The 25,872-nt window shown below is 49.3% G+C and carries 22 protein-coding genes and 3 pseudogenes; 8 read left to right on the forward strand and 17 right to left on the reverse strand.

Features of this window, described 5'->3' with window-relative positions; translation table 11 throughout:
* Nucleotides 1-207: 207 nt before the first annotated feature.
* The 3 genes from LQV63_RS10420 to LQV63_RS10430 are packed head-to-tail and all read right to left on the reverse strand — an operon-like array spanning nucleotide 208 to nucleotide 2,804.
* On the reverse strand, nucleotides 208-1,782 hold the full coding sequence (locus LQV63_RS10420) for a GMC family oxidoreductase (protein WP_233696654.1): 1,575 nt from the start codon (nucleotides 1,780-1,782) through the stop codon (nucleotides 208-210).
* Nucleotides 1,779-2,375: a gluconate 2-dehydrogenase subunit 3 family protein gene (locus tag LQV63_RS10425; RefSeq protein WP_233696655.1), complete on the reverse strand. Its 597-nt coding sequence runs from the start codon at nucleotides 2,373-2,375 to the stop codon at nucleotides 1,779-1,781. Before LQV63_RS10425 ends, LQV63_RS10420 begins: the two co-directional genes overlap by 4 nt.
* A gap of 33 nt (nucleotides 2,376-2,408) precedes the next feature.
* A complete protein-coding gene (locus LQV63_RS10430) occupies nucleotides 2,409-2,804 on the reverse strand; it encodes a hypothetical protein (protein ID WP_019423179.1) in 396 nt (131 codons plus the stop codon).
* Nucleotides 2,805-3,011: 207 nt separating this feature from the next.
* Between LQV63_RS10430 and LQV63_RS10435 the strand changes: the two genes are divergently transcribed.
* The gene (locus tag LQV63_RS10435; RefSeq protein WP_233696779.1) at nucleotides 3,012-4,130 is read left to right on the forward strand and encodes a mandelate racemase/muconate lactonizing enzyme family protein; all 1,119 of its coding nucleotides are present in this window, start codon (nucleotides 3,012-3,014) and stop codon (nucleotides 4,128-4,130) included.
* A 164-nt stretch (nucleotides 4,131-4,294) separates the two neighbouring features.
* Here the strand turns inward: LQV63_RS10435 and LQV63_RS10440 are convergent, their stop codons facing one another.
* The 5 genes from LQV63_RS10440 to LQV63_RS10460 all read right to left on the reverse strand — a co-directional run bounded on the left by LQV63_RS10440 (nucleotide 4,295) and on the right by LQV63_RS10460 (nucleotide 8,082).
* On the reverse strand, nucleotides 4,295-4,723 hold the full coding sequence (locus tag LQV63_RS10440) for a VOC family protein (RefSeq protein ID WP_233696656.1): 429 nt from the start codon (nucleotides 4,721-4,723) through the stop codon (nucleotides 4,295-4,297).
* 54 nt (nucleotides 4,724-4,777) lie between these two features.
* Nucleotides 4,778-5,740, reverse strand: coding sequence for a phosphotransferase enzyme family protein (locus LQV63_RS10445; protein ID WP_233696657.1), 963 nt, complete (start codon nucleotides 5,738-5,740; stop codon nucleotides 4,778-4,780).
* A gap of 334 nt (nucleotides 5,741-6,074) precedes the next feature.
* Entirely contained in the window at nucleotides 6,075-6,914 is an 840-nt protein-coding gene (locus LQV63_RS10450) for a hypothetical protein (RefSeq protein WP_233696658.1), read from the reverse strand.
* Between the two features lie 133 nt (nucleotides 6,915-7,047).
* Nucleotides 7,048-7,467: a thiol-disulfide oxidoreductase DCC family protein gene (locus LQV63_RS10455; RefSeq protein WP_233696659.1), complete on the reverse strand. Its 420-nt coding sequence runs from the start codon at nucleotides 7,465-7,467 to the stop codon at nucleotides 7,048-7,050.
* Between the two features lie 45 nt (nucleotides 7,468-7,512).
* Nucleotides 7,513-8,082, reverse strand: a complete 570-nt coding sequence (locus LQV63_RS10460) for a helix-turn-helix domain-containing protein (RefSeq protein WP_019423173.1) — start codon at nucleotides 8,080-8,082, stop codon at nucleotides 7,513-7,515.
* A gap of 120 nt (nucleotides 8,083-8,202) precedes the next feature.
* Between LQV63_RS10460 and LQV63_RS10465 the strand changes: the two genes are divergently transcribed.
* Entirely contained in the window at nucleotides 8,203-9,183 is a 981-nt protein-coding gene (locus LQV63_RS10465; protein ID WP_019423172.1) for a DMT family transporter, read from the forward strand.
* Nucleotides 9,184-9,278: 95 nt separating this feature from the next.
* Here the strand turns inward: LQV63_RS10465 and LQV63_RS10470 are convergent, their stop codons facing one another.
* Nucleotides 9,279-9,431 carry a hypothetical protein gene (locus LQV63_RS10470; protein ID WP_233696660.1) on the reverse strand — a complete coding sequence of 51 codons (153 nt, stop codon included), beginning with the start codon at nucleotides 9,429-9,431 and terminating at the stop codon, nucleotides 9,279-9,281.
* A gap of 685 nt (nucleotides 9,432-10,116) precedes the next feature.
* On the opposite strand from LQV63_RS10470, the pseudogene LQV63_RS10480 reads away from it, so the two are divergent.
* Both LQV63_RS10480 and LQV63_RS10485 read left to right on the forward strand, forming a co-directional pair.
* Nucleotides 10,117-10,461 (forward strand): annotated as a pseudogene (locus tag LQV63_RS10480) (DUF6262 family protein).
* A gap of 149 nt (nucleotides 10,462-10,610) precedes the next feature.
* Nucleotides 10,611-10,979, forward strand: a complete 369-nt coding sequence (locus LQV63_RS10485; protein WP_019423169.1) for a winged helix-turn-helix transcriptional regulator — start codon at nucleotides 10,611-10,613, stop codon at nucleotides 10,977-10,979.
* Nucleotides 10,980-11,038: 59 nt separating this feature from the next.
* On the opposite strand, the gene LQV63_RS10490 is transcribed toward LQV63_RS10485, so the two are convergent.
* On the reverse strand, nucleotides 11,039-12,109 hold the full coding sequence (locus LQV63_RS10490; protein ID WP_019423168.1) for an SDR family oxidoreductase: 1,071 nt from the start codon (nucleotides 12,107-12,109) through the stop codon (nucleotides 11,039-11,041).
* A gap of 255 nt (nucleotides 12,110-12,364) precedes the next feature.
* Here LQV63_RS10490 and LQV63_RS10495 point away from each other — a divergent pair.
* A pseudogene (locus LQV63_RS10495) lies at nucleotides 12,365-12,837 on the forward strand (substrate-binding domain-containing protein).
* 181 nt (nucleotides 12,838-13,018) lie between these two features.
* Nucleotides 13,019-13,168, forward strand: a pseudogene (locus LQV63_RS32030) (acetyltransferase); the annotation flags it as partial.
* Between the two features lie 173 nt (nucleotides 13,169-13,341).
* On the opposite strand, the gene LQV63_RS10500 reads toward LQV63_RS32030, so the two are convergent.
* From LQV63_RS10500 to LQV63_RS10525, 6 genes are all read right to left on the reverse strand, one after another.
* Nucleotides 13,342-15,099, reverse strand: coding sequence for a stalk domain-containing protein (locus LQV63_RS10500; protein ID WP_233696662.1), 1,758 nt, complete (start codon nucleotides 15,097-15,099; stop codon nucleotides 13,342-13,344).
* A gap of 162 nt (nucleotides 15,100-15,261) precedes the next feature.
* Complete coding sequence (locus LQV63_RS10505) at nucleotides 15,262-16,401, reverse strand: hypothetical protein (RefSeq protein WP_233696663.1); 1,140 nt, start codon at nucleotides 16,399-16,401, stop codon at nucleotides 15,262-15,264.
* Nucleotides 16,402-16,494: 93 nt separating this feature from the next.
* The gene (locus LQV63_RS10510) at nucleotides 16,495-17,187 is read right to left on the reverse strand and encodes an LrgB family protein (protein WP_019423163.1); all 693 of its coding nucleotides are present in this window, start codon (nucleotides 17,185-17,187) and stop codon (nucleotides 16,495-16,497) included.
* Nucleotides 17,184-17,558 carry a CidA/LrgA family protein gene (locus LQV63_RS10515; RefSeq protein ID WP_233696664.1) on the reverse strand — a complete coding sequence of 125 codons (375 nt, stop codon included), beginning with the start codon at nucleotides 17,556-17,558 and terminating at the stop codon, nucleotides 17,184-17,186. Before LQV63_RS10515 ends, LQV63_RS10510 begins: the two co-directional genes overlap by 4 nt.
* A gap of 164 nt (nucleotides 17,559-17,722) precedes the next feature.
* A complete protein-coding gene (locus tag LQV63_RS10520; RefSeq protein ID WP_233696665.1) occupies nucleotides 17,723-20,326 on the reverse strand; it encodes a flippase-like domain-containing protein in 2,604 nt (867 codons plus the stop codon).
* A gap of 136 nt (nucleotides 20,327-20,462) precedes the next feature.
* On the reverse strand, nucleotides 20,463-21,428 hold the full coding sequence (locus tag LQV63_RS10525) for a tyrosine-type recombinase/integrase (protein ID WP_233696666.1): 966 nt from the start codon (nucleotides 21,426-21,428) through the stop codon (nucleotides 20,463-20,465).
* 770 nt (nucleotides 21,429-22,198) lie between these two features.
* On the opposite strand from LQV63_RS10525, the gene LQV63_RS10530 reads away from it, so the two are divergent.
* Nucleotides 22,199-22,948, forward strand: coding sequence for an MBL fold metallo-hydrolase (locus LQV63_RS10530; RefSeq protein ID WP_233696667.1), 750 nt, complete (start codon nucleotides 22,199-22,201; stop codon nucleotides 22,946-22,948).
* A gap of 62 nt (nucleotides 22,949-23,010) precedes the next feature.
* On the opposite strand, the gene murC is transcribed toward LQV63_RS10530, so the two are convergent.
* Nucleotides 23,011-24,303, reverse strand: a complete 1,293-nt coding sequence (gene murC, locus LQV63_RS10535; protein ID WP_019423158.1) for a UDP-N-acetylmuramate--L-alanine ligase — start codon at nucleotides 24,301-24,303, stop codon at nucleotides 23,011-23,013.
* A 374-nt stretch (nucleotides 24,304-24,677) separates the two neighbouring features.
* Here murC and LQV63_RS10540 point away from each other — a divergent pair, with 374 nt between their 5' ends.
* Nucleotides 24,678-25,841, forward strand: a complete 1,164-nt coding sequence (locus LQV63_RS10540) for an alpha-hydroxy-acid oxidizing protein (RefSeq protein WP_233696668.1) — start codon at nucleotides 24,678-24,680, stop codon at nucleotides 25,839-25,841.
* Nucleotides 25,842-25,872 lie beyond the last annotated feature (31 nt).

Below are 25,872 nucleotides of genomic sequence, written 5' to 3' on the forward strand. Positions count from 1 at the left end.
ATGCTTCCCGCTGCTCGCGCGCTATTCGAGACGGAATATATGAGTAGGTTAAATGGAACGTTCGCATTCTCCATCAACATGAGTTCCGCCTCCTTTCGCTTTGCATGTGTATGATTGAATCCATTTTATTTTATGTTCTCTCCCAAACTGTGTCAACTATATTTCCCATGCCAATTCATCATGTCTGCCTATTTCCCGCTCGTGCGTTTACAGTTCTCTGCGCTTGGCCTGTTCCTTGATATAATCTGCGGTCCGAAGTGCCAATGCCATGACCGTGTTCGTCGGATTCGCTCCACCAGACGTGACGAAGATGCTCGCATCGCATATGAACAGGTTCGGAATGTCGTGACTCTGTCCATAAGAGTTGACGACCGATGAACGGGCATCGTTGCCCATGCGGCAACCGCCCATCAAATGCGCCGTATCGGGGACAACAAACCGGACATGACCACCCGCCGCCTCCAAGATGGAGCTCATCGTTACCACCGCATGATCGATGAGCTTGCGATCATTCTCACCGTAGCTGAACGTTACTTTCGCCCGGGGCAGCCCATACTCGTCCTTCTCCTCGGCCAGCGAGACCCGGTTGTCCGGATTCGGAAGCACCTCGCCGACCATGGTTGCACGGGCGTAATAGTTGTAATCGAGCATTTCCTCCCGCAGCCTTTTGCCCCAGAGCGGACCTGACTGCGATTGGCTGATCGCTTGTCCGAAGCTGACGGGACGGGCCCCGTGCGCATGCAGCGAATAGCCTCGCACGAATCCACGTTCCCGATCGGTCTCGTAGAAATCCTGGGTAGTCGCGAGCACAGGAGTGCCTTTATACAGCCGAATGTCACGATCGAATTTGGCGTACACATCATGACTGGAATGCGGCATGATGGCCTTGCCTACCCATCCGCTGCTGTTAGCCAGCCCATCAGGGAATTGCGCATTCGCCGAATGGAGCAGCAAGCGCGGCGTCTCAACTGCGTATGCGGACAAGATGACGACCTTCGCCCGCTGCTTATACTTCTTCCCTTTGTGCATGAACTCCACTCCGGAAGCCTTGCCGTCGGGCTTCATGAGCACCTGGGTCACCATGCAATCCGCCAACACTTCCGCGCCCGCCTGCATCGCTTTTGGAATATGAACAATTAACGTACTAAACTTCGAATTCGGCATGCATCCTTGATTGCAAAAGCCGCGGTTGATACATGGAGGACGGCCTTCGAACGGTGCGGACAGGATGGCAAGCGGCGGCACGGAAGAGAGGATGCCCAGCTTCTCACACCCCTGCATAAATGTATAAGCGTTCGGACTGAGCGGCTCGCGCTCCGGATACGGGTATGGGCCGTGATAGCTGCCCCATGGGAAATGCTTTGGCCCGGATACAGCAATTTCCTGTTCGTTGCGCAAATAATATGGCTCTAGATCCTGGTATGTTATCGGCCAGTTCTCGCCCACGCCGTCTACCGATTTCACACGAAAATCCGATTCGTGAAACCGCAGGAAGACGGCCGTAAAATGGACCGTTCCACCGCCTACGCCCCGGCCGGAGTTGTTGTGTCCCATCTTCAGCGGATTGTTCCCGTCCACGATGCGTGTGTCCTGCCAGCCTAAGTTCTTCATGGTGAGCTCGTCACTTGCGAAGTCGGACTGCGGATCGCGGAAAGGCCCCGCCTCCAGCACGACGACGCGCAGGCCCGCTTCGCTCAATTCCTTGGCCAACACGGCGCCAGCCGCTCCGGCGCCGACGATGACGACATCGGCCTCTTCATTGGCATACTTCCGTGTAATCATGCCTCCGTCTTCGCCTCCCATGGGTCGAGCTGACCGATATCGCCCCGGACATATCCTCGCGGATATGCCGGACCCGCGTACCCAATCTCGGACCATATGTCCGGATGAGAGCAGTACGCATCGATTGCCGTGCCAAGTAGCTTCTTGAACAGCCCTTTCTGCTTAAGAGCAGTCCATTCCGGTGAGATCTGAAGCTTGCCCTGGCTTAACCGCTCCAAAATCTCAGATTGCTCTGCCCCCTCCAATTGGTCGAACGGCGTCCCATGTTCGTTCCGGGCCTTATTATCCAATAGTTGAAGACCTTCCCGTATGAGTGTCTTTTCTTCCGGCACTCCGGTTTTGCGCTGTCCCTCCCCTGTTTTACTCGTTATAATCTGATCAAAGTGCACCAATATGTATAAAATGACATTATCGCGATCATCGTCGACGAGCAACCTGCAGACTGCGCCAAGTGTCGCGAGCTCTAATTCCTGCAACGACTGACAGGTTGTATCTTCGCGCAACCGCTCGGTTACGATGTCCTGCGTATGTGAATCCCATTCGTCCCGTTCCTTCATCACATCGAACGAAGGATAATGACTCTTTTTAGCCATAGCTTTAACCCCCTGTCTTCACCATGATTATCCTTAGACGGTCCAATACAAGGCTACCAAGCCCAAGGCGCTCATTGCCGTTATCATCAGCGGCAGCACAACGGGAGGCCCGATGAGAAAATTCCGGAACGCCCATCCTCCGACACGCTTGCCCACGCCGCTCACATGAAAGTAGAATCCGGCTAGACCGGCAACTGCCCCTATCCACATGAGCACTTGGAACAACCCCCTTATCCAACTCGCGTTGTTGAACGAAAGCAAGAGGCCTGCAACGAAAAAAACGGGTGTTGCGATTACCGGCACCCACATGGCCGCATGGTGGAAATTTTGCCGGTAGTGATATAACGTCACCTGAATGCCAATCATCAAAAAAGCAAGGCTGACGAACAAGATAAGGACACGGTCCAGCGACCAAGACGCCCACTCCATGCTGCTTCCCTCTTTTCATATCATCGTTACACCTAATATTTCCTTTCTCTTCTACCCGTATCCGTCACGATGAAAAAACGGATCTCCGGTCTGTGCAAATATGATAAGCCGGTTCATAGTAACAGCCACGGCTTTGCATACTAGATAAAGGTTCGTTAATCAGAAAGATGCAGCAAAACAATTGCATGAAATGTAGAGGTGAGCCCACTGCGAATTACACATATAGACACGTTCCCGCTGCTGTACCGGAATCCGAAGCCATACGGTGACGCCAACGGGCCGAAAGCATACCGCTCCACCTATCTTGTCCGCTTGGTGACAGTATCCGGTATAACCGGATGGGGAGAGTGCTCGGGGTGGCTGCCTGCCTTGGAGTGCGCCTTCCGGGAGCAGATTATTCCCTACCTTCTCGGCCAAGACGCCCGATTGCGGTCAAAAATCGTTCAGACGATCGGCAGTTGGCATACCCGCCCGGCTTCAGCCGTCAGCATGGCGCTTACGGACATCGCCGCCCGCAGAACGGGACAATCGATATGCGGGTTATGGGGCGGACCGTTGCGCGAACAAGTTCCTGTGTATGCCTCATTTCAAACGTATACGGAAGATGACACGTGGGAGAACGTTTCGCTCCGGCGGATTGAGGAAGCGCTCGCTCAAGGCTTTACGCATATGAAAGTGAAGGTGGGCGGGAAGCCGCTCGCCGATGACATGCGGCATATTCATTCCCTTCAATCCCGCTTCGGCGGACACATCGCACTCGCGCTCGATGCCAATCAGAGCTACGACGCGGCAGCGGCATGCGCTTGGCAGCCACTCATCGGACAGTGGGACAATTGGATGTGGTTTGAGGAGCCTCTGCCGATGCATCAGTGGGAACAATATCTCTATTGCAGGCAAAAGCTGGGCCTTCCGATAAGTGGAGGCGAGAATGTGGCGGAGGCGAGAATATTCATGAACGCCGTGCAGCAGCAAGCCTTCGATATTATTCAGCCAGATCCGGTTCATGTCGGCGATCTGGATGAATATCGCGGGATCCTGCAGCTGGCGCGATTCGCCGGAGTGCGCGTCTCGCCGCACACTTATGACGGGGCGCTTGCACGCTGTTATGCCTTATATGCGCAAGCTTGCCTGAAGCCATGGAGCAAGATGGAGCAAGATTCCATCGAGCCTGTCGAATGGGATGTGATGGATAATCCGTTCAATGCTCTCGTGCCGCTTCAGGCCGAGCAAGGCATGGTCCGCATTCCGTCAGGGATCGGAATCGGGCTTGAGGTCGATGAAGAGTTGCTCCGCCATTATCGTTGGGACGGCTCCCGCTATTGGTAGCTCGTGATTTCCCGCCGCTCGTCTCTTTCGTATGCCTTCCCTTCAAGGCCGAGGCACCCTGCCCGCAGTCGCAGCGGGCAAGGGTATGAGTCGGTGCGACGCGGTTGACAGGAAAGGCGAAGCATCCGCTTCGCCTTCTACATATCTTCCTCCGTGCTCTTGTATTATCGATTCGGGAAATCCAACTGCCAGCGGATGCCATACCGATCTTTAAGCACTGCGAATTTCGATTTCCAAAATGTGTCCTGCAACGGCATGAACACTTGGCCGCCCAGTGACAACTGCTCGTACAAGCGATTGATTTCCTCTTCGGACTCACACGACACGGTCAACGCCACCTTGTGCCCATCTGCTTTATCGGACGGACAACCTAAGCTGTCTGCGCAATACATCGTTTGTCCGGCTAACGTGAATTCGGCATGAATCAGCTTATCAGCGTCGGCATCAGAAATGATCCATTCCACATTGCTCTTCGCCTCCCCATATCGGGAAACGGTAACAATCTCACCGCCTCCGAACAGGGAAATGTAGTTTTTCATCGCTTCTTCCGCCTGACCGTTGAACATTAAGTAAGGCACGATTTTCGCTTTCATGCAATCAACCTCCGCTATCATTCAAATCGTGAATCCTGAGCAGCCGCCTATAATTTACCGCACCGACGCGTCCGCTATACAGTTTAATCCCATTAACCATTCGGGATGATCGCTGGTTGGATCAATATCAACACTGCGGTACAGGTCTGCATAGAGAATAAGTTCATACATGCGGATAAACCACGGAATTTGCTCCGGCAGCAGTGGATCAACAGATGTTTCTAGCGCATATCCGCGCACAAACTGCTGAATTCCTGGATGCGCGCCCTCGGTACCTTCCAGCCACAAATCCTTTAGGGTAAATGCAATATCGGCCGCATACCAATAACGGGCACATTCGTCGAAATCAAATACGCCCACATCATCCCCAACCCAATGCTGGTTATCCATATCAAAATCATAATGTATCAGCCCATACGTATCCTCCGTTTGCTCCAAGCTCTCCGCCCAGTGTAGAACCAATCCCAGTTCCCGATGAATCGCCTCTTCTTCCGCCGGCACTGTATCTCTGACGGATTCAAGGTGATTCCGCCAGTCTGGACGGCGCTCCGATGTCTCTTTAGGCATTTGCTTGAAGATGTGGTGCAGACGGCCAAGCCCCCGGCCCCACGCAACGAATTGCTCCTCCGTAAGCTGCTCATCATCGATTTGGTTCCCTTCTACCGCTTCGAACACCGTCGCATGGAACGTTCCCCACTGTGTCGGCACTTCTTCCACGTAACGGCCATTCCGGGATTTCACCGGTTGACCTGCACGGATAGACTGCTCTCGTAAATATAACAGCACGTCCATTTCCGCTTCGATCGACGCTCGTATTCTTTCGCATTCATCATTGAATCGAAGATAACGCCGCACGCCCTGTCTCGTGAATGAAAAGACAGAATTCGCGCTTGAGCGGACATAATAGAGCGAGCCGGGATCGTGCTCCCACAGCTCCATTATTTTCTCCCCCAGCGGACTTTGCCAGTTTTCATTCAACGTCGCCACCATTTTCTTCATCGTGCTCAACTTCATCATTTGACATCACCTCGGTTTGATTTATCGTCTTGCTTTACCAAACTCGAAGTTAATGATTATTGCGTCCGCTCCCCCGACCATGACAGCTATATCCATAAAAAAGCGCAAAAAAGCCATGGCTCTTATCGCCATGGCTCAATACACCCATAATTGGTGCAGGTTACGCATCCGTACAGGAAAGTGAGGGGCAACGAAACGATAAGTCAGCATTGCAAATCATTAACTTCATCATCGTTCATTCTCACTCCCTTCCATTCAAGTTGATCGGATTATAGCATACTCGCGCAGGAAAAGACAGGAATAATTTCTACAAGCGCTCCGCGCGAGACGTCCGTTACCCCCTGCGTCTGCGGGAACGATCAGGCCACGGGGCCGTGAACAAGGTCGCTGGCACGAACAAGACGGCCGCGAACAAGGCCACCCAGGCCAATGTATGCTGCATCCCTGCTTCATGTTGGCGCACAGCCTCCAGTGAATCGCCGACGACATATCCTGCCTTCGGCATTTCAACTTCCTCGCTTGGGTGATGCGGGGTCATTCCGGCAAAGGTGACCGCATCCGAGCCGTTCGGGAACTGCATCGGCACCAGCTTCCCTTCCTTCGCCTCACCGACGACGGTAACCTGCTGACCCCAAGCTACGCCTTCGTAAGACAAGGCCTTCCCCTTTGGCTCCAAAATGAGAACCTGTCTATCTTTCACGGTCTGTCCGCTCTGGCTCAAGACCTCTTCCCCGAGTATTATTAGCTGGTCCGTCAGACGATACACGGATGACATTAACGGAATTCCGTTTATCGTCAATCCTTCCGTACTTCCAACCGTAGATATGTATCGGATCGTATAGGCGCATTTTCTGGAATTGCAGGACCATTCGCGTTCCTGCTTCACCAAGAGCGCATAATCATCGGCCAAATGCTCATCACGCGCCGGCAAGACGGACTGCAGCGGACCCGTCACCGCTACGATGCCTCTCGTATCGGGTCCAAGCGCCTGCACCTCTTGCGCTTGCTCCAGCGCATTCTCCCAGCCTTTGGATTCGCTGTACATCAATCCGAAGCCGCCAAAGACCAACAGGTCGGCAATGAGGAAAAAGATGAACCAGCCGCTGACGCCCCGCTTGGCAGTCCGCCTGACATTACGTTTGGATGTAGCTGCGTATCCTCGTTTTGTCATCATGCATCCCTTCTATCAACCGCTTTCTATCATCTTACCTTGTAGAGAAGAAAGGAACCAATCGAGCAAAATACCTATTTTTCTTATGCTTCCCTTCGCAATGACACCTTAGATCATCAGGATTTGACGGTTAGAATCAGTTCTTTTTATCCAAATGGTCTTGATGAATCGAACATCCTTGATCATCGCAAGCTCCAGATGGCACGATGCTGCGCCGGGTGGCAATCCAATCGTACAGCTTGTCTCCAATGCCTGACTTCATGCCGAGCCAGACGAACGGGCTGATGGGCATGAGGAGCGGTACGCGTGTGCACAGCATATGAACCGCTGCGATACCGGACTGCATGCAGCCGTCATGAACGGTTCGCACATGCATCCGTGCTTCAAGTTCTTGAGGAGATACGGACACATGCTGGATTTCTTCCGGATTGCGGATGGAATAGAATCGCAGGCATCCGAGCCAGTCCCAGCGCTCCAAACGCCGGCGAATGCCTTTGCATAACGGGCACCAGCCGTCATAATACACCTCGATCAGAAGACGCTTCCGCACATTCATCCTTCTCCCCCTTTTGTTGCTATCCCGTTCAAGTCTTTATATATTTCAAGGGTAACACATAGTCAAATGCAATACCGTCTCTTCATTGCTGACGTTCTTGTACTGGTGCGATTCCGTAGCCGAGAATTGAATGGAATCGAACGTATTCAGCGTATACGATTCATCCCCGATCGTCAATTCGATAGTTCCCGTCATTACCGTGAGGATTTCCATCGTACCGGCATGATGGCTTTCCGGGATGTATACGGTATGCGGCTGTACGTACGCGCGGTGCATCTCCAGCTTCTCCCTGACATCGCTGAACATGGGCTCCAGCGTCCAGCCTGGATTGTCGCTGTCATATTTCGGTCCTTGACCGGCCCGTGATATCGATACGGCATTTTCCGGCTTCAGCAGCGCCATTAACGGAATTGACAGCTGCTTCGAAATTTTCCACATCATTCCGATGGTCGGATTCGTTTCCCCGCGCTCGATGTTCCCAAGCGTCAATTTACTCACGCCGGTTAGCGACGCGAGTTCTTCCAGGCTGAGCTTCCGGTCTTTCCTCAGCTTGCGCAAATTGCAGCCGACCGACTGCATCAGCATCTTCGTTTCATCTTCTTGAACAGGCTTCATGAGCGCATCCCATCCTTTACGAGTAAACAACTAAATATATTTTAATTTACTTTTTATAAATTATAGTATATCATACTTAACTGTACACAATTGAAAATGATTATCAACGAGGTGAATGTTGTGAGAGCCATACTTGTCGGCATATTATCGTCGCTGTTCTTCTCGGCGACCTTCATTATCAACCGCGCCATGAACCTGTCAGGAACGAGCTGGGCTTGGACCGCATCGCTCCGCTTCCTGCTCGCGCTTCCCTTTCTCATTGCTATTGTCGCCTTCCGCGGCAATTTGCCAGGCTTGTTCCGCGAAATGCGCAAGCATCCGTTTCAATGGCTGCTATGGGGCACCCTTGGCGGGGTCGGCTTTTATTCGTTGTTAAGCTTCGCGGCCGTCTACGCTCCATCCTGGCTCACTTCCGGAACGTGGCAGATTACGATACTGGCAGGAGCCTTGCTGTCTCCGCTGTTCTTCGTCACCGTTCCTTCGGAGGAAGGTCCACGGAAAGTGCGTCAAGCTATCCCCTACAAAAGCTTGCGGATATCTGTCATTATATTAATCGGTGTCATCCTGATGCAAGTGACGGAAGCGGGACAAATAACGACGGCTGAGCTGCTATCCGGATTTATTCCGGTGCTCATCGCCGCATTTCTGTATCCGCTCGGCAACCGCAAAATGATGGAACTGTGTCACGGCAAGTTGGACACCTTCCAGCGCACGCTAGGTATGGCGCTCAGCAGCCTGCCAATTGCGTTGCTGCTCGGCGCTTACGGCACAGCCACCGTCGGTTGGCCGACAGGTTCGCAAATGGTTCAGGCGCTGCTGCTCGCGATTTGCTCCGGTGTCATCGCCAGCTTGCTATTCTTCCTGGCCACTGATATGGCGAAGCATAACACGGTGCTGTTGGCCGCAGTCGAATCCACCCAATCCGGAACCATGATATTTACGGTCTTGGGTGAAGTTCTCCTACTGAGCGGTACGTTCCCGCAAGGATGGTCGATGGTCGGCATGATTATCGTCATCATCGGCATGATTGCGACCAGCTTGTCGGGCAGACGTTTTGCTCCGGCGAAGCCCGCTGTGGCGGTAAAGGACAACAGCGTGTAACCTCCAAATAGAAAGCTGACGCCTGTATGATTCCAGCGTCAGCTTTCATTACGTTTATCAAGCAACTGCGCTTAAAGACAGCTTGCTGCAGCGTGCTACGTGCGCAATTCAGATTCAAGAAAAGCAAAATCCAGATCCGTTATCCCGTGCAATACCTCAGCGTGGTGCTGGTCCAACATATCCAACAGATCTCGATTCAACATTCCGATGTCGGTGCTTTGGTGAAATACGACCAACGTCAGAGGCATTAAAAAATTCCCCTCTCCAATCTCTCCAATGATCATCATAACAAAGACCGTTTGCCAACACTATATTTTTCATGTATATATCGCTACATACGACAAAACCTCCGGCAGCAACCGGAGGTTTTAATTGTTATCATCAGGAGGTAAAAGGAACCATGGTAAGTTATTATTTTCACAATGTTTTGTAAGCTAAATGTAGTTTTTCTTATGCGTAGTAAGCGTTCAGCAAATCACGAGTTTCTTCTTTACACTGTTCTGGAGCAAGGCCTTGGTCTGCCCAGCATTGACGGCACGTTTCTTCGGTTGTGCATTGATGCTTATCATCACACATATAGCAAAGGTGGAGGTAGTTGCGGGTTACTGTATCTGTATTGGTTTCAAACGTTTTGAATGTTCTCATTATTCTCACTCCCTCTTCTTTATGGCTTAACTATATCATGAATTTGTGCTAACGTATGTGAATTAAATCACATACGTTAGTTTATCTAAATTTTGAGGAGAACATACCTGCCATTCTCAATCTGCCTTTATCGAAAGCATGAAACGGCTATCTACTTTTTAGCGCGATGTACTATTGACCGTTTCCAGCTGTGTCTGTGTCGCGCACTGCTCTATCCATTGGATTTTGTACAATAGATCTATTAAGCCCCCTAATCCCCTTGGACACTTCCGGACCAAGCACTAAAACATGTCTAATTACGATCGCAGAGCGCATTTAAAGCAGGTTCATGAGGCAAATAGACGGCTAATAAAAGCTAAGGAGAACATTAACTTTAATAGTGTGGCAGTTGATGCTGGCGTTAGCAAAGCAACGCTCTATAACAATCCTGAGATATGAGGACGCATTGAATCGCTACGTCAACAGCAAGCTCAAGTGCCGACACCAAAACAAATCAAGCGTGAGATGGATGAAAACAACAAGGACGCCATCATTGCCTCGCTAAAACGAAAGATGAAGAGGCTCGAAGAAGAAAATAAAGAGTTGCGAGTACAACTTAAGTTTTCCTATGCAGAGGTCTATCAAAAGATTTGAGGAAATGTCTGTTACCTTATTCAACAAATGGGCAGGATAGCGTAATATTTTAGTTGTAGTTATAATGTTTAATAGGGCCATTTAATTGTTCCAATTCATCAGGAGTTACTAATGACCTGTGTCGAAACATTCGAAAAGGGGCAAGTTGTGTGAAAAAGACTGAAAAAATTTACAACACTGCAGTAGAGGCAACTTTAGAGGTGATTGGTGGGAAATGGAAACCTGTTATTCTCTTTCATCTGACATTTGGTAAGAAACGTAATAATGAATTTAAGAGCTTGATTCCCGCAATTACTCAAAAGATGTTAACGCAGCACCTTCGGGAGCTTGAAGAAGAGGGCGTCATCTTACGCATTTCCTATAATCAGGTACCACCGAGAGTTGAGTATGAGTTGACAGACTACGGATGGAGTCTAAAGGAACTCCTACATCTGATGTGCCGTTGGGGGGATTCGCATATAGAGAGAAAGCACGAGGGAAAGGCTACCGTTCTGGTTAATTCAATGCTTACAGACTAAATAACAGTTAAGAAACCGACCCAATATACAAGGTCGGCTTTCTTATTTTATACGGTAGTTTATGGGATAACTTTACGCTTGCGGAAGTCGTCGAAGATGTTCATGAACATTGCTTCGGTATCGACGAATTCGTGAAAGCCTAAACGACGAGCCTTAGTTCCGTCCGCAAAAAAATCGTAATCCCATGCAAACACGAAATCGCCGAATAGCCAAGAGGATACATCTTTATAGGAATTCCGAGCAAGCCCATGCTTCTCAACCATTTTGTTCCAAAGCTGCTCCTTGTCCGCCATGACAACGTCCAGAGACATCTGCAACGGGGGCGCTGTTTCCATGCCAAAGTATTGAGCGATCTTCGGCCATAACTCATTCCAACGAAACAGATCGCCATTCGTAATGTTGAATGCCTGATTCGCACAGCGCTCGTCGGTCGCCGCCCATACTGTTGCCTTTGCGAGAAGCCCAGCGTCTGTCATCTCCAAGAGGCTGTTGTAAGCTCCCGGCTTACCTGGAAACCGCAAAGGTATTCCAAGTTCCTTCGAAATTGAAGCGTAAATCGCTATGACCATTGCGAGGTTCATCGGATTTCCAAGCGAGAAGCCGCAGACTACAGAAGGACGGAGTGCCGACCAAGTCCAAGCCTTACCTTTTTGCCGTTGTTCTAAGAAATCTTGCTGATCAATATTGAACTCAGGAGGCATGTGGTTGGCGTCTGTCTCACGAGCAGGAGTTTTGAACGGGCCGAGATGTGCGCCGTATACCTTGTATCCCTGCATCAGACTGACATGTTTCAAGCCCGACGCGATTGGTTCGATCACTTCTATGATATTCACTAACATGGCGAGATTCGGTGGAACAAGTTCAGCCCAAGTTGGACGGTCTTGGTAAGCAGCATAAAAAATGTGTGTTACCTCAGTTAAATCGCTTAACTTCTCGTGAAGCTCGTCTATATTGAGTAGATCCGCAGCTACATATCGAACACGGTTGCTAGATTCTCCACCGCGACGCGATACGCCGATCACGTCCCAATCAGGGAGAGTGATGAGGTGATCGATGAGGTTGCGACCTATAACACCATTTGCACCCACGACCAAGGCGACTTTGCGTGTTGTTGTAGATTCAATATTCATAGTGTTTCAGCTCCTTCTGTACTATTCTTTGTACAACATTATTTTGCATCAACTAACCATACATGGGAAGTACGCACTTTAAAGTGACATAAGCACTTTAAAGTAATCGAGGTATTTTCAAACGAAAAGAAGTCAGTCAACTCTCTCTTTGTTTTCTTAATCATCATGGTGGATGGGTATACTCAGCGCTAGCTTTTCAAAGCGACACCCAACGAGGATTTGAAACAGAGTCTGTACGACGGTAGAAATGATGTTGTGTTCATACTTGACCAACCCATTTATTCATCGGGACTTTTAATTGAGCTCTTATTGGAAGAACCATTTAGACTCTACGTAGCACCGAACCATCCCCTCACGAAAAAAGTGAAATTCATTTGGAAGATTTACGTGGAGAACTTCTGCTTCTGAACGAAAAAGGCTGTACGTACAGAACCTTTTTTGATCAGGCTTTAGCTCGGGAAGGAATCGATAGATTACATATGAATTTGGAATTTTCAAGTGCTGAAGCAATAAAACAATGCGCAATCTCCAGCATTGGAATTGCATTTCTTCCTCAATTGGCCGTATCGGGTGAGCTGGAAAGAGGAGAACTCGTTGTCCTTCCTTGGGAGATGTCAGAGCTTAGAGTAGCGACACAGATGGCCTGGCATAGAGAAAAATGGATTTCACCGGCAATCCTTGCTTTTCTCAATGTTGCTCGCGAATTCCTATCGAGGATTTCCTGTTAACGGGGAATGATAGTTTAATCATTGCAGCGGCCGCAGTCTAAGACTTTATTTACAAGTCTCAGACTGTGGCTGCGTCTTTACGGGGTTCAGTCTAATACTTATTTCTCAACAGCTGACGGTTCTCCATCTCCGCGTCAAATCAACAACTACAGTCTAAGTTTTTATTTTCTTCGAACACTAGTGGATCGGTATGGATGCAACCATCATGCCGGCGTAACGATCGAGGATGGCGCGATTATCGCAGCCAAACACCGTAGTCGGCGGAAACCCTGCCAAGGAAATCAAGAAACGATTCTCAGACGACATCATTGCAGAATTATTGGACACCAAATAGTGACCAATGGCAGTGCCGTCAATAAACGCGCATTATTGTTGCGTCATGCGCTGCTCGGACATATGCTGACTGGAACATGCTCTAACGAGGGCAGCTTTCCTATGTTCGTTACCGCGCTCGGTCAAAAAAAAGGCTGCGGTCAAGGTTTCCCCTGCCGCAGCCCGCGCCAGCTACATGGCGCTGGTCAATCCCATATTGATCAGCGCATTGTGGAGCGTTTGCTTGGATAAACTCAAATTCACCTCTGGCGCGCCCGAGGAGACGTAACCGATCGTCTGTTCGAAGCTGCTGATGCTGTCTTTGGCAGCTTGGATATCGACATATTGGAAGGTGCCCATATCCTTTTTCAGCTTCGCCAACGGATCGCTGTACTTCGTCTTAATCTCTTGCGCCTGCGCATCGGATTGCTCGAAGGTCAAGCTCTGCAACGTTTCAAGGTTGCCATACTTCTTCGTATAGTCTGTCTTGAATTGGGCCAGCAGCGCCTTGTACTCGCTCTCCCATGCTGTATATGCGGGCATTTCAGCCGCAACCTTAGCCGCCAAGGCTGCATCTGCATCCTGCTTCGCCTTGTCCTCGCTAGCCTTAGCCAGCTGAACCTTCAGTTTCTCGAGCAGCTTGTCTACCTTCTGCCCGCCCTGCTTGGCCTCATTGGCCATTGCGAGTGCATCGTCATACATCTTCATGTTGTACAGCATTTCGGCGCCAGCTTTGAACTGCTCTGGCTTATAGATTAGGCTCATTGCTTCGCCTTTGTTCTGCTTATAGAAATATTCGAACCGCTCGCGGAAGTCGCCTTCATCGAAGACGGCACGGACGAGCCAGTATGTATGTTGGCTGGATTTTTCAAGAGATTTGGCAATCGCTTTAGCTTCGTCATCGAATTTATAAGCACCGGTATCCAAATAGAGAACATACAAGTGCGTAGCCATCTGTCCGAGTACTTTCGGATTGCTTGCGCCCTTCTTCTTGTAGTGGCTCTTCACGGCCTGCACCCAATTGTTGACGGCAGTATCGTGCGGCTTGTTCTGTGTGCGCAGCGCCGCTTCCGCTTTTGCAAGCGCGCTCTTCTTCGCGTTGATGTTCTTCTGACTGGAGGCGCTCGGCGCGCCGAAATAATAAATGCTTACGGGCTCGCCCAAAAAATTGTGACCCGTCCCTGTCTTCACGAAATAATGATAGCCGGAATAACGGTTGTTCGAGATTTTGGATTTGTCCGGATTCTGTACGACAATGTTTGTCTGGTTGAACAATTCTGCCATCACGTGGCTGCTCTGCGCTTCACTCGTGCCCATCATATGGATCGGATCGAAGCCTGCAATATCGCCTTGGACATAGTACAGATTTTGATCGACGGCGCTTTCGTAGGCATTGTAGGCTTTCTCATAGGCGGAATATGCTTTGTCGTACGTACCGCTCACCTTCTCATACGCTGCGCGCAATGAATCTTCGGCAGCAATAGGGTCGGTATACATGCCTTCGAAATAGTCTACAGACTTCAATTGCGCCTGACGGATGGAGGCGCCAAAGCTTAGCGGAACACCGATTTTGCCATCAATCGATTCCAGCGCATGCTTCATCGTCATCGCTTCTCCATCTGCCTTCGCTTGCTTCAAACCGACCGTTAGTTCATATGCATGCTGGTCGTCTGTCAAAGTCAACAGCTTCTTGCCTTTGTCATAGTTGTATTTCATCCCGAACACTTCACTGAATGCCTTGGGAGACAAATACATCACGTTGTCATCAAGCAGGTATAAATCTCTACCGACGTACGTCCGTTTCCCATTCCACTCCAGCACACTGAACTGGTGCATAGTAATCGTGCTTCCCGCTGCTTTGTCTGCGACAGCCTGTCCGGCATTGCCGATACACGACAGCAGCAGTGCCGCGACAAGCATCCACTTCCAAATGCTCTGTCTCTTCTTCAAGTTTACCCCTCCAAAAAGTTATCTATTTCGCCACCGTTCGGCAGCATTTTCCAATCCATTGTACCATGACTCTAGTCCCGGATGTATGGTTGCTTGTTACAAAAATATCAAAAAGCACTCCTCATAGCGGAGTGCTTTCCAACTTTTTGTTATCTGAATTCATCATTCGGGCTGATGGACAATGCTTACCTCTTTGTAGCCAAGCTGCTTGATTTGCTCAGCCGTCATGTAGAGCGTACCGCCATCAAGCCGTGTGTTGCTTGGGTTCATCTCGATGCTGCTGCTCCCGTTGGCAAGCGTGTAGCGGAACTCCAGCTCCTTCGACTGCAGCTTCGTCAGCTTCCAGCCCAGTTCATCCACCAGCTGCTTGACGGGTATGAGCTGCTTTCCTTGCACAGAGAACACCAGCGGCAACCGTACTTCCCGATCGTCCAGTTGAATGACATAATCCGTGCGCAGCTTGACAGGAATGGATTCTTCCGGAATGGCATCCAAGTCAAAATCCTGCGGCAGATCGGACGTTGCGTCCCGCAGCTGTTCATTCTTAGGCAAAAATGTTTCTGCCTCTTCCCAGCTCTTGAGCGGCTGCGACTTCTTCGTTTTTATGTCATACAAATAAAGCGGACGATCCGGTTTATTCAGCGTATAAATAATATAGCCCTTATCAGGATTGCTGCTGCGAAAGTTCCCTAATGCAATCCGCTCCGTTTTATCCGTTTCCGGATTGTATGCGATAATTTCTTCCTGTTTAGCCTTGTCATTCATGTAACTGTACACGATTCGATTGTCATATACCCAAGTTGCGCCAGTCATATATGACGTCCGCAGCCATTCTTTCGTCTCGCCAGTCTGATTGTTTTTCAGGAGATAGCCATAATTTTTGTGGCTGCTGCCTTGTTCATCTTTCGTATAATATGCGCGTTCATTCAATCCCCATTTACCGTTCGGAGACAGTTCGAACACTCTGCCCTTTACGACCTCCCGGTCCAATGGATCATACGAATACTGCATCGCCATGTCATAGCTGTCAAGATAGGTCGTGTCCAAGCGCAATTGTTTCCAGTTCGGATCGGTTTGCATCGACTTGATTCTTTCATCCCATTTCTTCCATTCGCCATCTGGTGTGCGGACAATGACACGCCTGTCATATTTGTCGTTCCCATCGCGTGTAAGATTATAATAGATCGCTCCGCTACGAGGATCTTTATAGGCTTCCTCAGCAGTATATGCGCCTGCCGCACCGGCTATAGAAGGTAGACTCAAGCCTAACAGAATTCCCCATGCCCATAACGTTGCTTTCACAGTTTCAACCCCTTTCATAGAGTAAAACGTATGTAAAGCGCAATAAGTTTCGTTTTTTTTCCAATGCAAAAAAGACAGGATTCCCTGCCTTCACTACATGAAAAACATATAAATGGGCGTAAACAATATGGACGTAATCAGTCCTGCGAGACCCATTGCCAAGCCGCTGAATGTCCCCTGCTTCTCGGAATCAGCCAAGCTCTTCGCCGTGCCGAAGCCATGCGCCGCCGTTCCCAGCGCAATGCCGAGCGACACCTCATCGCGAATCCCCGTCATCCGCAAAAATGCGGTTCCGAACAAACTCCCGACGACCCCGGTGAATACGGTAAAGACAGCAGACAATTCTGGCATGGCCCCGAGCGACTTCGATATTTCGACGGCGATAGGCGAGCTGACCGACTTCGGCAGCATGCTGAGCACGACCTCACGCGCTCCGTCCAGACTTAGCATAATCGCGGCGACACTGACGATGCCGACGAGAGAACCGCACGTAATGGACAAGCAGATTGCTTTGAACTGCTTCTTTACTAGATGACGATATTTATAAATCGGCACGCCCAATGCGATAGTCGCAGGCCCGAGCACGAGCGACAATATGTCCGCCCCTACCTTGTAATGATCCAATGGAACGTTGGCGATTGTCAAAAATCCAATCAACACGATGGAGCAAAACAGGATGGGATGCATCCATTTGAAGCGGACGTGCAATATCCGTGACACAGCATATACGACAATCGTAGCCGCAATACCGAATAGCGGCTGCTGTGTCCAAGCTAGCACATTCATGCTGCATCCTCCTTTCTCTTCGGGGCTTGCTCTTCGACTGTGAACTTCTGCAGCTTAGACGCTACAAATCCGGTAACCCACAGCACGATGAGCGTGCTCCCTACGATTCCGGCAGAAATGCTGACCCAATGCGCTTCCAGAACAGGCATGAAAGCAACAATCCCAACCACGTAAGGGATGAAGAACAATAGCATATGATCAAGCAAAAATTGAGCCGAATGCTCAACCCACTCTAACTTTATCCATTTCATGCCGAGCGCGATAAGAAATAAGACGAGACCGAGCACGTTGCCCGGTAACGGCAGATGCAGCAAATTGTGCAGCCATACCCCCAAAATGTTAAAACTAAGCAAGATTGCAAAACCAAGCATAAGGAACCACCTTCTGATGTATTGACTTGGATGAACACCGTTCCTAAGACCACCCTTATTGTATCAGAAGAAGATATCGTGTCCCACAGGAGATTACGGGAGGAAACCCGTGTTGTAAGCGGTTTTTTACGTGAAAAAGGGCCGGGAACCGTCCCCAACCCTTTTCATCTATTTTCATTCATTTTCACGATTTTTAACGAATTACTGTGATCTTTCTCTCTCCACCAGCGAATCCGGCTCATCGTCCGAGTTACGCGCCATACGGTCCAATTCATATGACGCTGCTTGCGAAAGGCAATATATTGCGGCTCCCACGATACATCGAACAGCTTCTCCCACAACCGGCGCTGATTGCTCAGCGGATACAGGTCGCGCATTTGACGGAACATGGCGATCGCCGTGCGCTCTGACCAGAGATACGGAGCCCGGTACGTTTCCACGTGAGACAATGGAATAAGGCTGGAAACAAGCTTATTGCAGTGATGATGCTGTCCTAACCAGACAAGAATGTCTTGCAGCTGCTTCAGCACATGCTCTTGTTCCGGATGATCGAATGCATATTTCGTTCGTATATCTTCGATCGTCATCGTCTGTTCGCTTCTCTTCCACCGTAACACAGCATAGCCGATGCAGCGCTCGACATCCGAGTGCAGGAGAACAAGACGCAGCGCCTCATCTCCTACAGTCAACAGCTGCTTCAGCGTCGGACCATATCCAGGCGGCTGCCCGTCCCAATGGTTAACGGTATGAATGACTTCATTCACTAAATAAGGATCGAGTGGATAATGAAGCACCTCATACCGGTGAAGAGGTGGTCCATTCTTCGGCTCCGTCAGCTCATAACGCGCAGTCTCGCCAATCTTGATAAAATCATTGCCATAATCGTGAAGCAGCGGCATGCCATGCATTCCGACTTGATGAAAGACAATATCAAGGCCATATCGATCGGCTTGCTCATATAAAGCAAACAGAGCATCATGCTCTTTCGATGGCGTGCAGTTCAGCACCGGCATGCCGAGCATAATGACACGGCGGCCCTTGATAATGAACGGGAACCTGATCTGTTCCCCATGCACGGCGAATATGCGTTTATTAGGAATGACCCGATACATCCAAGCGTTCCCACCGCTCAATAACGGATCGTCATCGGTGCGCCAATTGCGTCCGAGTGGCTCACGCAAATGCCGCTCAAACACGATGTAACCGATCGTATACAATAGGAAGGCTGCAGTTAACCCCGTTAATAAAGTAGTTGTAAATTGAGAATAAGTTAACGTGTATGCGGCAGCGCCCGCTTCCGCGGTATATTCCGCAAGAATAAATCCTACCAACGTATAAAATAGCAGGAGAATGCTCATAAACAAAGTCGTAAAAATAATCATGCTCTTCGTTACCGGATAACGATATCGGGTAAACTGCGGCCGCAGTAAAATAAGAAACAGCAGCATCCCGGCCAGCCACAGCGTATGTCGAATGCTTGTCCCAATGAGGAACGTTAGCAGTGTACATAGCCCGAGAGCGACTGATGTAATGACATACGCCCTTATCGTCCGCTCAAATAATCCCTTTAACATCAGCAGCATCAGCAAGCTGGTCCCTAGCACGATGCCATTGACGATGGGGTAAATATCCCCGTGGAAAAAGGGCAGGATGAACGCAGACTGATCCCAATACGGCTCAGACAGCGTATAGGTTGCCAGAAAGATCGAAGTCATGAACATGAGAATGACGACAGACCAAGATGAGAGCGAGTTCCACAGCGATCGCTGGATAAACCAGATGATGCTTCCCGACTCAATGTAAGATGCTAGTGTCGGATGATCCTCGAACTTCTTGACCGCCACTCCGCCGAATTCAAATGCCGCAAATATTAATCCTACTGCAAACGGGATAAAATAATACACGATCCGATATAGGAGCAGCGCCGTAAACACGGTGCTATCCGCTACACCAAGTGCCTGCAAGCCTACTAAGTATGTAATGTCGAACGTTCCGAAGCCGCCAGGCACCATGCTGATCAGTCCGGCGATGGCACTGACGGTAAAAATACCAATGACTTCGAAATAAGTTATATCGGCTTTGAGCAGAAACAGAATGACATAGGCAACCGAGCCTGCAGCCAGCCATTCAATAAAGGACACGATCGTATAGCCAAACGTAAGCTTAGCACTCGCATTTGTTCTGCCCTTCCAACGGGAAAATGCCAAATAAGCCGGGAAAAACAAGGCAACAGCAATCAGTACGATCCACAGCCAGCCTTTGGCTGCAAGTAGAACAGATGCCGGGAAGACACCGCATATAACCAGAATACCGAGCAGCGATAACCCGCTGATCATGGAAGGGGCCATCCATGCGATCGCTATGAGCAGCCGGTTGGCGTCTCCAGTGAATTCCCGATACAGTATCGTCCGTATGCCAACGCCCGCGATTCCGCCAAATCCCACGATCCCGTTAAACGTATTTGATATCCATGAGATACGGAAGGTTTTGCCAAGACTGACCGGCACCTTAATCGAGCGCAAGAGCAGGACATCATAGAAGAACATCGTAGCGACGGCCATTCCGCCCAGCACGATCAGTCCTGTAAAATAATCGCTGGAGATGAGACGGATCGCATGCAACGATTCTTTGAGAGAAAACCGGGATAATTCCTTCTTCCCTTGAAAAAATACAAATATGATGACGGCTATAGGAAAGGCGATTTTTAGCGTTTGGACGAGCCGCTTATGTTTCAAAAGCGCTTGTAACCTCAATTTTATCGCATTCATTGAACCCCTCCTTTTTACCATGTATAGAACTAGTCTGTTATGAGGGTAAGCTTGTTATACGTGCCAAGCCGCATTTTCAGGTATAAAATAGGAAATCATTGCATTTAGTTAACATAATATATTTTATGTAACTATATTACGTTTCATTACTATTCAAAATATCAACATCCTCTTCCAAGATATACGGTTGAAGTCGCTGAATCGCTTCTTCTTTTTGCTTATCCGAGACATGAGTATAGACGGTAGTCGTCTGAATGGACGCGTGCCCGAGCATTTCCTGAACTGTGCGAATGTCCGCCCCGCTTCGCAATAGCAGTGTCGCGAAGGAGTGTCTTAATTTATGACAGGAATACGAACGGCCTCTTCCTGCACGCATCCGCCCTTCCTCTCTTTGCAGACTATCGAATGCTTGTTCAGCAATATATTGAATGTTGCGAATGGACAGCCTGCGGCCTTTTTGCGAAATGAAAAACGCATCTTCTCCAGCCCGCCACGGCGTTAACCGCTCTTGCAGCGCTAGCTGCAGCTGATTCGAGACGGCCAGCGGCAATGGAATCGTGCGCCACTTGCGCCCTTTTCCCAATACTTCAATGGTATGGCGCTCTGCATGGTAATCCGCCATATTAAGCCGATGCACTTCGCCGACCCGCAGTCCCGCATAGGACATCAGCATCAGAACAGCCAAGTTGCGATTGCGGTATTTGCCATCCGCTCGCGACAGGAACTGCTGAACTTGATTCGGCTCCAAATAGACCGGGGCCCGATTCGTCTCCGTCTTCGACTTCTTCACACCGGCAGCCGGATTAACCGTAGTGATCTCCAGATCATTCAACGCTCTATAAAAGCTCGTTATCGCGCAATGCTTCCGGTTTCGCGTCGCATCACTTACGCCAGACGACTTCACTTGAGCCAGAAAAGCGAGCACCTGCAGCTTCGTTACCTGTTCTACCGGTTTTCCTTCTATCGTCCGTAGAAAATGACTGACATCACCCATATAATTTTTCTTCGTATAGGAGGTATACCCCGCGTTTATCATCCATAAACGGAAAGCTTCGAGAGGTTCTTCATATAGCGCAGTTAAATCATGCCGGGTAAGGCTCATGCTGCATTCTCCTTCCCTTCAAGTCACTCGAAAATAATTGCGTATAATCATTATTATACGCAATTTCTGTTTAGAGACGCAAATATCAGCGCCCGGGGGCAACTATCCACATTAATTAGCGCCTTTTAATTCCTATTACTGCTATTTAAATGTTTTATTTTCCATTATCATGTTAACGTTCATCCCCTTTGCTTCACTCTCCCACTTCCTCAGAACATCCCGTTCACGTTCTCTGTTCACTCTCTTTGCTCCATTCTCCCCTCACTTCAGTACAACGTTGGCTATCACGCTCTTTACGTCACTCTCCCTTCACTTCAGAATAAGAAAGTTATTTTTTCCTGTTTGATCGCATTTGAATGTGTAAGAATGACATTAGAAAGGATTGCTTAATGACTGACTATAATCACAAAAGATCATCCTATTCTACCGCCACTAACATTTCTGAACAAATGGGAGAGTGAAAGCAAGAGCTAGAATACTTATATCATTGCACGGAGAACCTCGATCCCAACCTTGCATTTTCCATTGTTCGCATAATCCGTTAAACACGTGCTAGCTATTTCACTTTCATTCGTTATGGAGCATAAGCCGTAGTCAGGCGATTTACCGTGGCCCCATTGGAAAACATCCAACCAAAACCATCACTTGACAAAATAAAATAAATATGATATGATAAAATGTTTGGTATTGATCAAAACTCCGAAAGTGTTTATGATATGGAATACTTACTCTGCAAACCACCCATTTCAACTCATAACGGAGGAATGTGCATGATTATCGCCAACGGAATTGCCACGCTTGAAATTTCGGCAATCATAATGGGAAAGAAGGACACCATTTACCCTACTCTGCTGTGGGACAAGGACACCGCGATTTTAGTAGATGCTTGCTATCCCGGTCAATTGCCGCTCATTCGCGAAGCCATGGAGCAGACCAACGTCGCCTTGGATAAGCTTGACACAGTCATCTTAACCCATCAAGACTTGGATCATATCGGAAGCTTGTCTTCGATACTGAAGGAATCGCCCCGAAAGATCGAAGTGTTGGCCAGTGAAGTCGAGCGACCGTATATTCAAGGTGACAAGAGGCTGCTGAAGCTTACAGCGGAGGCCGTTGAACAAGCTGACGCGATGCTTCCGCCCGATCTGCCCGAACAGCTGCGCACCGCTTTCAAAGCCATGCTGGCCAACCCGCCGCAGGCTCAAGTTGACAGGACGCTGGCAGACGGTGAGGAACTCCCCTCCTGCGGCGGAATCATCGTCATCGACACGCCGGGGCACACTCCCGGACATATCAGTCTATATCATCAATCGAGCAAAACCCTTATCGCCGGAGACGCCATGGTCATTGCCGACGGTGAATTGCATGGGCCCAATCCGCAGTATTCACTCGATATGGACACCGCGATAAGCTCATTAAAAAAACTGACGCAGTTCGAGATTGACACAGTCATCTGCTATCACGGCGGCGTGATCCAAGGAAATGTCAACGAACGCATTGCCCGGTTGGCTGCGGTGTAATCAAATCCTTTCATCATATAATAAAGATAAAGGGCAGAACCCTATCGGTTCCGCCCTTTTCTTTATAACCGCACCAAGCGTTGCTGATATTTCTGGATATCTCCCGCGCCCATAAAGACAAGCACCGCATCTTCATAGGTGCCTAAGCTGTTCACAGTGTTTTCCGAGATGAGCTGCGCATTCGGGATTCGTTCGCGCAAATGCTCAATCGAAACACTGCCTGCTCGTTCCCGGGCGGAGCCGAAGATTTGACATAGAAACACATCGTCGGCGTCGCGTAAGGAGTGGGCAAAATCGTCGAGCAGCCGTTCCAGCCGGCTGAACGTATGCGGCTGGAACACACTGACAATCCTCCTGCCGGGATACTTGCTCCGGGCCGCTTCGAGCGTCGCCCGTATTTCGGACGGATGGTGCGCGTAGTCATCGATGACGACATTGCTCTTCCACTCGGTCTCGGTGAAGCGGCGCTTTACGCCAGTAAACGTAGCCATTTGCCGTTTGATTTCATTCAGATCCAACCCCAACACCAGACTGACACCGATGACCGCCAAAGCATTGAGCACATTATGCCGGCCATACACCGGGATCGTAAACCGGTCAAGCTTGGCATCGCGCCAGTATACATCGAATGCGACTCCGCCGCTGACTATGGCGAGTCCAGCCGCTCTTAATTCGTTATGCTCAGCGAAGCCGTAATACAGCATTTTGTTCCCCGTACGCAACAGCCGCACTTGCACATCATCGCCGCATACGACCAATTGATTGCCGACGTAGGCAGCCATCTCTTCAAAAGCATGCCGCACATCATCCACATCGGAAAAATAATCCGGATGATCGAAATCTATATTCGTAATGACGGCAATTTCCGGCCGATACGCGAGAAAATGCCGTTTGTATTCGCAGCTTTCGAAAATGAAAAATCGCGCATCCGCTTCACCTCTACCTGTCGCGTCTCCAATCAAGCTGCATGTAGCCTCGATAGAACGCAACGCATGAACCATCATTCCGGTCGTTGTCGTCTTGCCGTGCGATCCGGTAATTGCAATGCTCGTATAGCTCTTCATCCACTCACCGAGAAAATGGTGGTATCGATGTATGGGAAGGCCCAAGCTTTTGCAGCGCACTACGCTCGGATGATCATCACCGTACGCGTTCGAAGCGATGACAATCATCTCTGTCGATAACGGCGCGCTTCCAAAGGAGTACATCGGGATATTCCGCGCTTCCAGAGGCGTTTGTGTGAAAATTACCGTATCAATGTCTTCCCCTTGAATCACATGTCCAAGATCATGCAGCACCTGTGCCAACGCACTCATACCGCTGCCCTTTATCCCAATCAAATGATAGCTGCTCATTGTGACCCCCTATGAACGAATTCGCATGTCAATATTATATGTAGCAATCTAAATTGTGCGCTTGCCTATCTTAACGCATATTGACATTATACGAAATTGCCTTCCCATTTCCAAATGCGATTTTATCCTTGTTCCATAAACACGCAAAAAAACACCGGCATCAGCCGGTGTGAGCTTGTCGCGGAACTGGCTCATCTGCTCCAATCGCGCGAATTCTTCCTCCATTCGCCCGATGGCGAGTATTGGATAAACCTCGATGACTTAGGGAATTTATAAAATGAGTATGAATGCTCCACTATGTGTTATCAGAACGAAGCTGCTCTTTTTTAATACTTATAGCTGCAACTCTTTAAAAAACCATGGAGGTACGCATTTTGACTATTCATAGCGAAGATTTACAGATGAACATATATCAAAGCGGGGACGAAGCTGCGAAGCTCTTACCGGTATCATTTGATCAGTGGGAGAATCAAGCAAAGAAGGTTCTAGCCGCAGCTCCCTTTGGTTACGTACATGGAGCCGCAGGAGCGGGTGACACAGAACGTGGTAATGTTGAAGCTTTTCAGAAATACAAAATTAGGCCAAGGGTTTGCTGCGATATTACCGAACGCGATCTTTCAATATCACTGTTTGGCAATAAAATACCCTTTCCTATCCTATTAGCACCGATTGGGGTAAACACGATTCTTCACCCCGACGGAGAACTGGCCCCTGCCAAGGCTTCAGCTAAACTGGGGATCCCTTATGTACTTAGCAATGTTTCGAGTGTGCCTTTAGAAAAGGTAGCGGAGGCAATGGGAGATAGCGTACGATGGTTTCAACTCTATCCCCCAAAGGATCATGATCTTACGAAAAGTTTTATAAAACGCGCGGAAGCTTCCGGGTTTACAGCAATTGTTGTAACGGTGGATTCCACCCTTCTTGGATGGCGGGAGACGGATTTACGTAACGCGTACTTACCATTTCTTACTGGACACGGAATGGGGAATTATTTTTCAGATCCCGTATTTTGCTCGAGCCTTAAAGAGGCGCCGGACAAAAACATTAAAGCAGCTGCCTTGAAGGCATTAGAAGAAGGCAATAATACCTGCTTCACTTGGAGAAAACTGGACTTTATTCGCGAACAAACCCGATTGCCTTTACTTATAAAAGGAATTACACATCCGGACGATGCCATAATGGCCTTAGAGCATGGCGTCGATGGTATCATCGTTTCGAACCACGGGGGACGGCAACTCGATGGTGCGGTTGCTACTTTAGATTCCCTACCTTCGATAAGCGAGTCCATACAAGGTAAAATTCCAATTTTAATGGATAGTGGGATTCGTAGAGGAGCCGACATCCTCAAAGCCATCGCTCTAGGTGCTACTGCCGTTCTCATCGGTCGACCCTATGCATACGCCTTAGCTGTTGCGGGGGAAACAGGGGTACAAGAAGTCATTAAACATCTCGTTGCAGAAACTGAGCTGCAATTAGCCATATCAGGTCGAAGTTCAATTCAAGAAGTAGATCAATCACTGGTAATAAAAGTGAAATGACCATAAGGGTCTCTCGGCAGATCGACACTGG

This window comes from Paenibacillus profundus, from assembly GCF_021369635.1.
GTDB classification, from domain to species: domain Bacteria; phylum Bacillota; class Bacilli; order Paenibacillales; family Paenibacillaceae; genus Paenibacillus_B; species Paenibacillus_B profundus.

What these genes read in the sequence shown, in the direction of transcription:
- LQV63_RS10420 (WP_233696654.1), bottom strand. Translation starts at nt 1,782, where the DNA reads ATGATTACACGGAAGTATGCCAATGAAGAGGCCGATGTCGTCATCGTC.
- LQV63_RS10425 (WP_233696655.1), bottom strand. Translation starts at nt 2,375, where the DNA reads ATGGCTAAAAAGAGTCATTATCCTTCGTTCGATGTGATGAAGGAACGG.
- LQV63_RS10430 (WP_019423179.1), bottom strand. Translation starts at nt 2,804, where the DNA reads ATGGAGTGGGCGTCTTGGTCGCTGGACCGTGTCCTTATCTTGTTCGTC.
- LQV63_RS10440 (WP_233696656.1), bottom strand. Translation starts at nt 4,723, where the DNA reads ATGAAAGCGAAAATCGTGCCTTACTTAATGTTCAACGGTCAGGCGGAA.
- LQV63_RS10445 (WP_233696657.1), bottom strand. Translation starts at nt 5,740, where the DNA reads ATGATGAAGTTGAGCACGATGAAGAAAATGGTGGCGACGTTGAATGAA.
- LQV63_RS10450 (WP_233696658.1), bottom strand. Translation starts at nt 6,914, where the DNA reads ATGATGACAAAACGAGGATACGCAGCTACATCCAAACGTAATGTCAGG.
- LQV63_RS10455 (WP_233696659.1), bottom strand. Translation starts at nt 7,467, where the DNA reads ATGAATGTGCGGAAGCGTCTTCTGATCGAGGTGTATTATGACGGCTGG.
- LQV63_RS10460 (WP_019423173.1), bottom strand. Translation starts at nt 8,082, where the DNA reads ATGAAGCCTGTTCAAGAAGATGAAACGAAGATGCTGATGCAGTCGGTC.
- LQV63_RS10470 (WP_233696660.1), bottom strand. Translation starts at nt 9,431, where the DNA reads ATGCCTCTGACGTTGGTCGTATTTCACCAAAGCACCGACATCGGAATG.
- LQV63_RS10490 (WP_019423168.1), bottom strand. Translation starts at nt 12,109, where the DNA reads ATGAATATTGAATCTACAACAACACGCAAAGTCGCCTTGGTCGTGGGT.
- LQV63_RS10510 (WP_019423163.1), bottom strand. Translation starts at nt 17,187, where the DNA reads ATGAATGTGCTAGCTTGGACACAGCAGCCGCTATTCGGTATTGCGGCT.
- LQV63_RS10515 (WP_233696664.1), bottom strand. Translation starts at nt 17,558, where the DNA reads ATGCTTGGTTTTGCAATCTTGCTTAGTTTTAACATTTTGGGGGTATGG.
- LQV63_RS10520 (WP_233696665.1), bottom strand. Translation starts at nt 20,326, where the DNA reads ATGAATGCGATAAAATTGAGGTTACAAGCGCTTTTGAAACATAAGCGG.
- LQV63_RS10525 (WP_233696666.1), bottom strand. Translation starts at nt 21,428, where the DNA reads ATGAGCCTTACCCGGCATGATTTAACTGCGCTATATGAAGAACCTCTC.
- LQV63_RS10530 (WP_233696667.1), top strand. Translation starts at nt 22,199, where the DNA reads ATGATTATCGCCAACGGAATTGCCACGCTTGAAATTTCGGCAATCATA.
- murC (WP_019423158.1), bottom strand. Translation starts at nt 24,303, where the DNA reads ATGAGCAGCTATCATTTGATTGGGATAAAGGGCAGCGGTATGAGTGCG.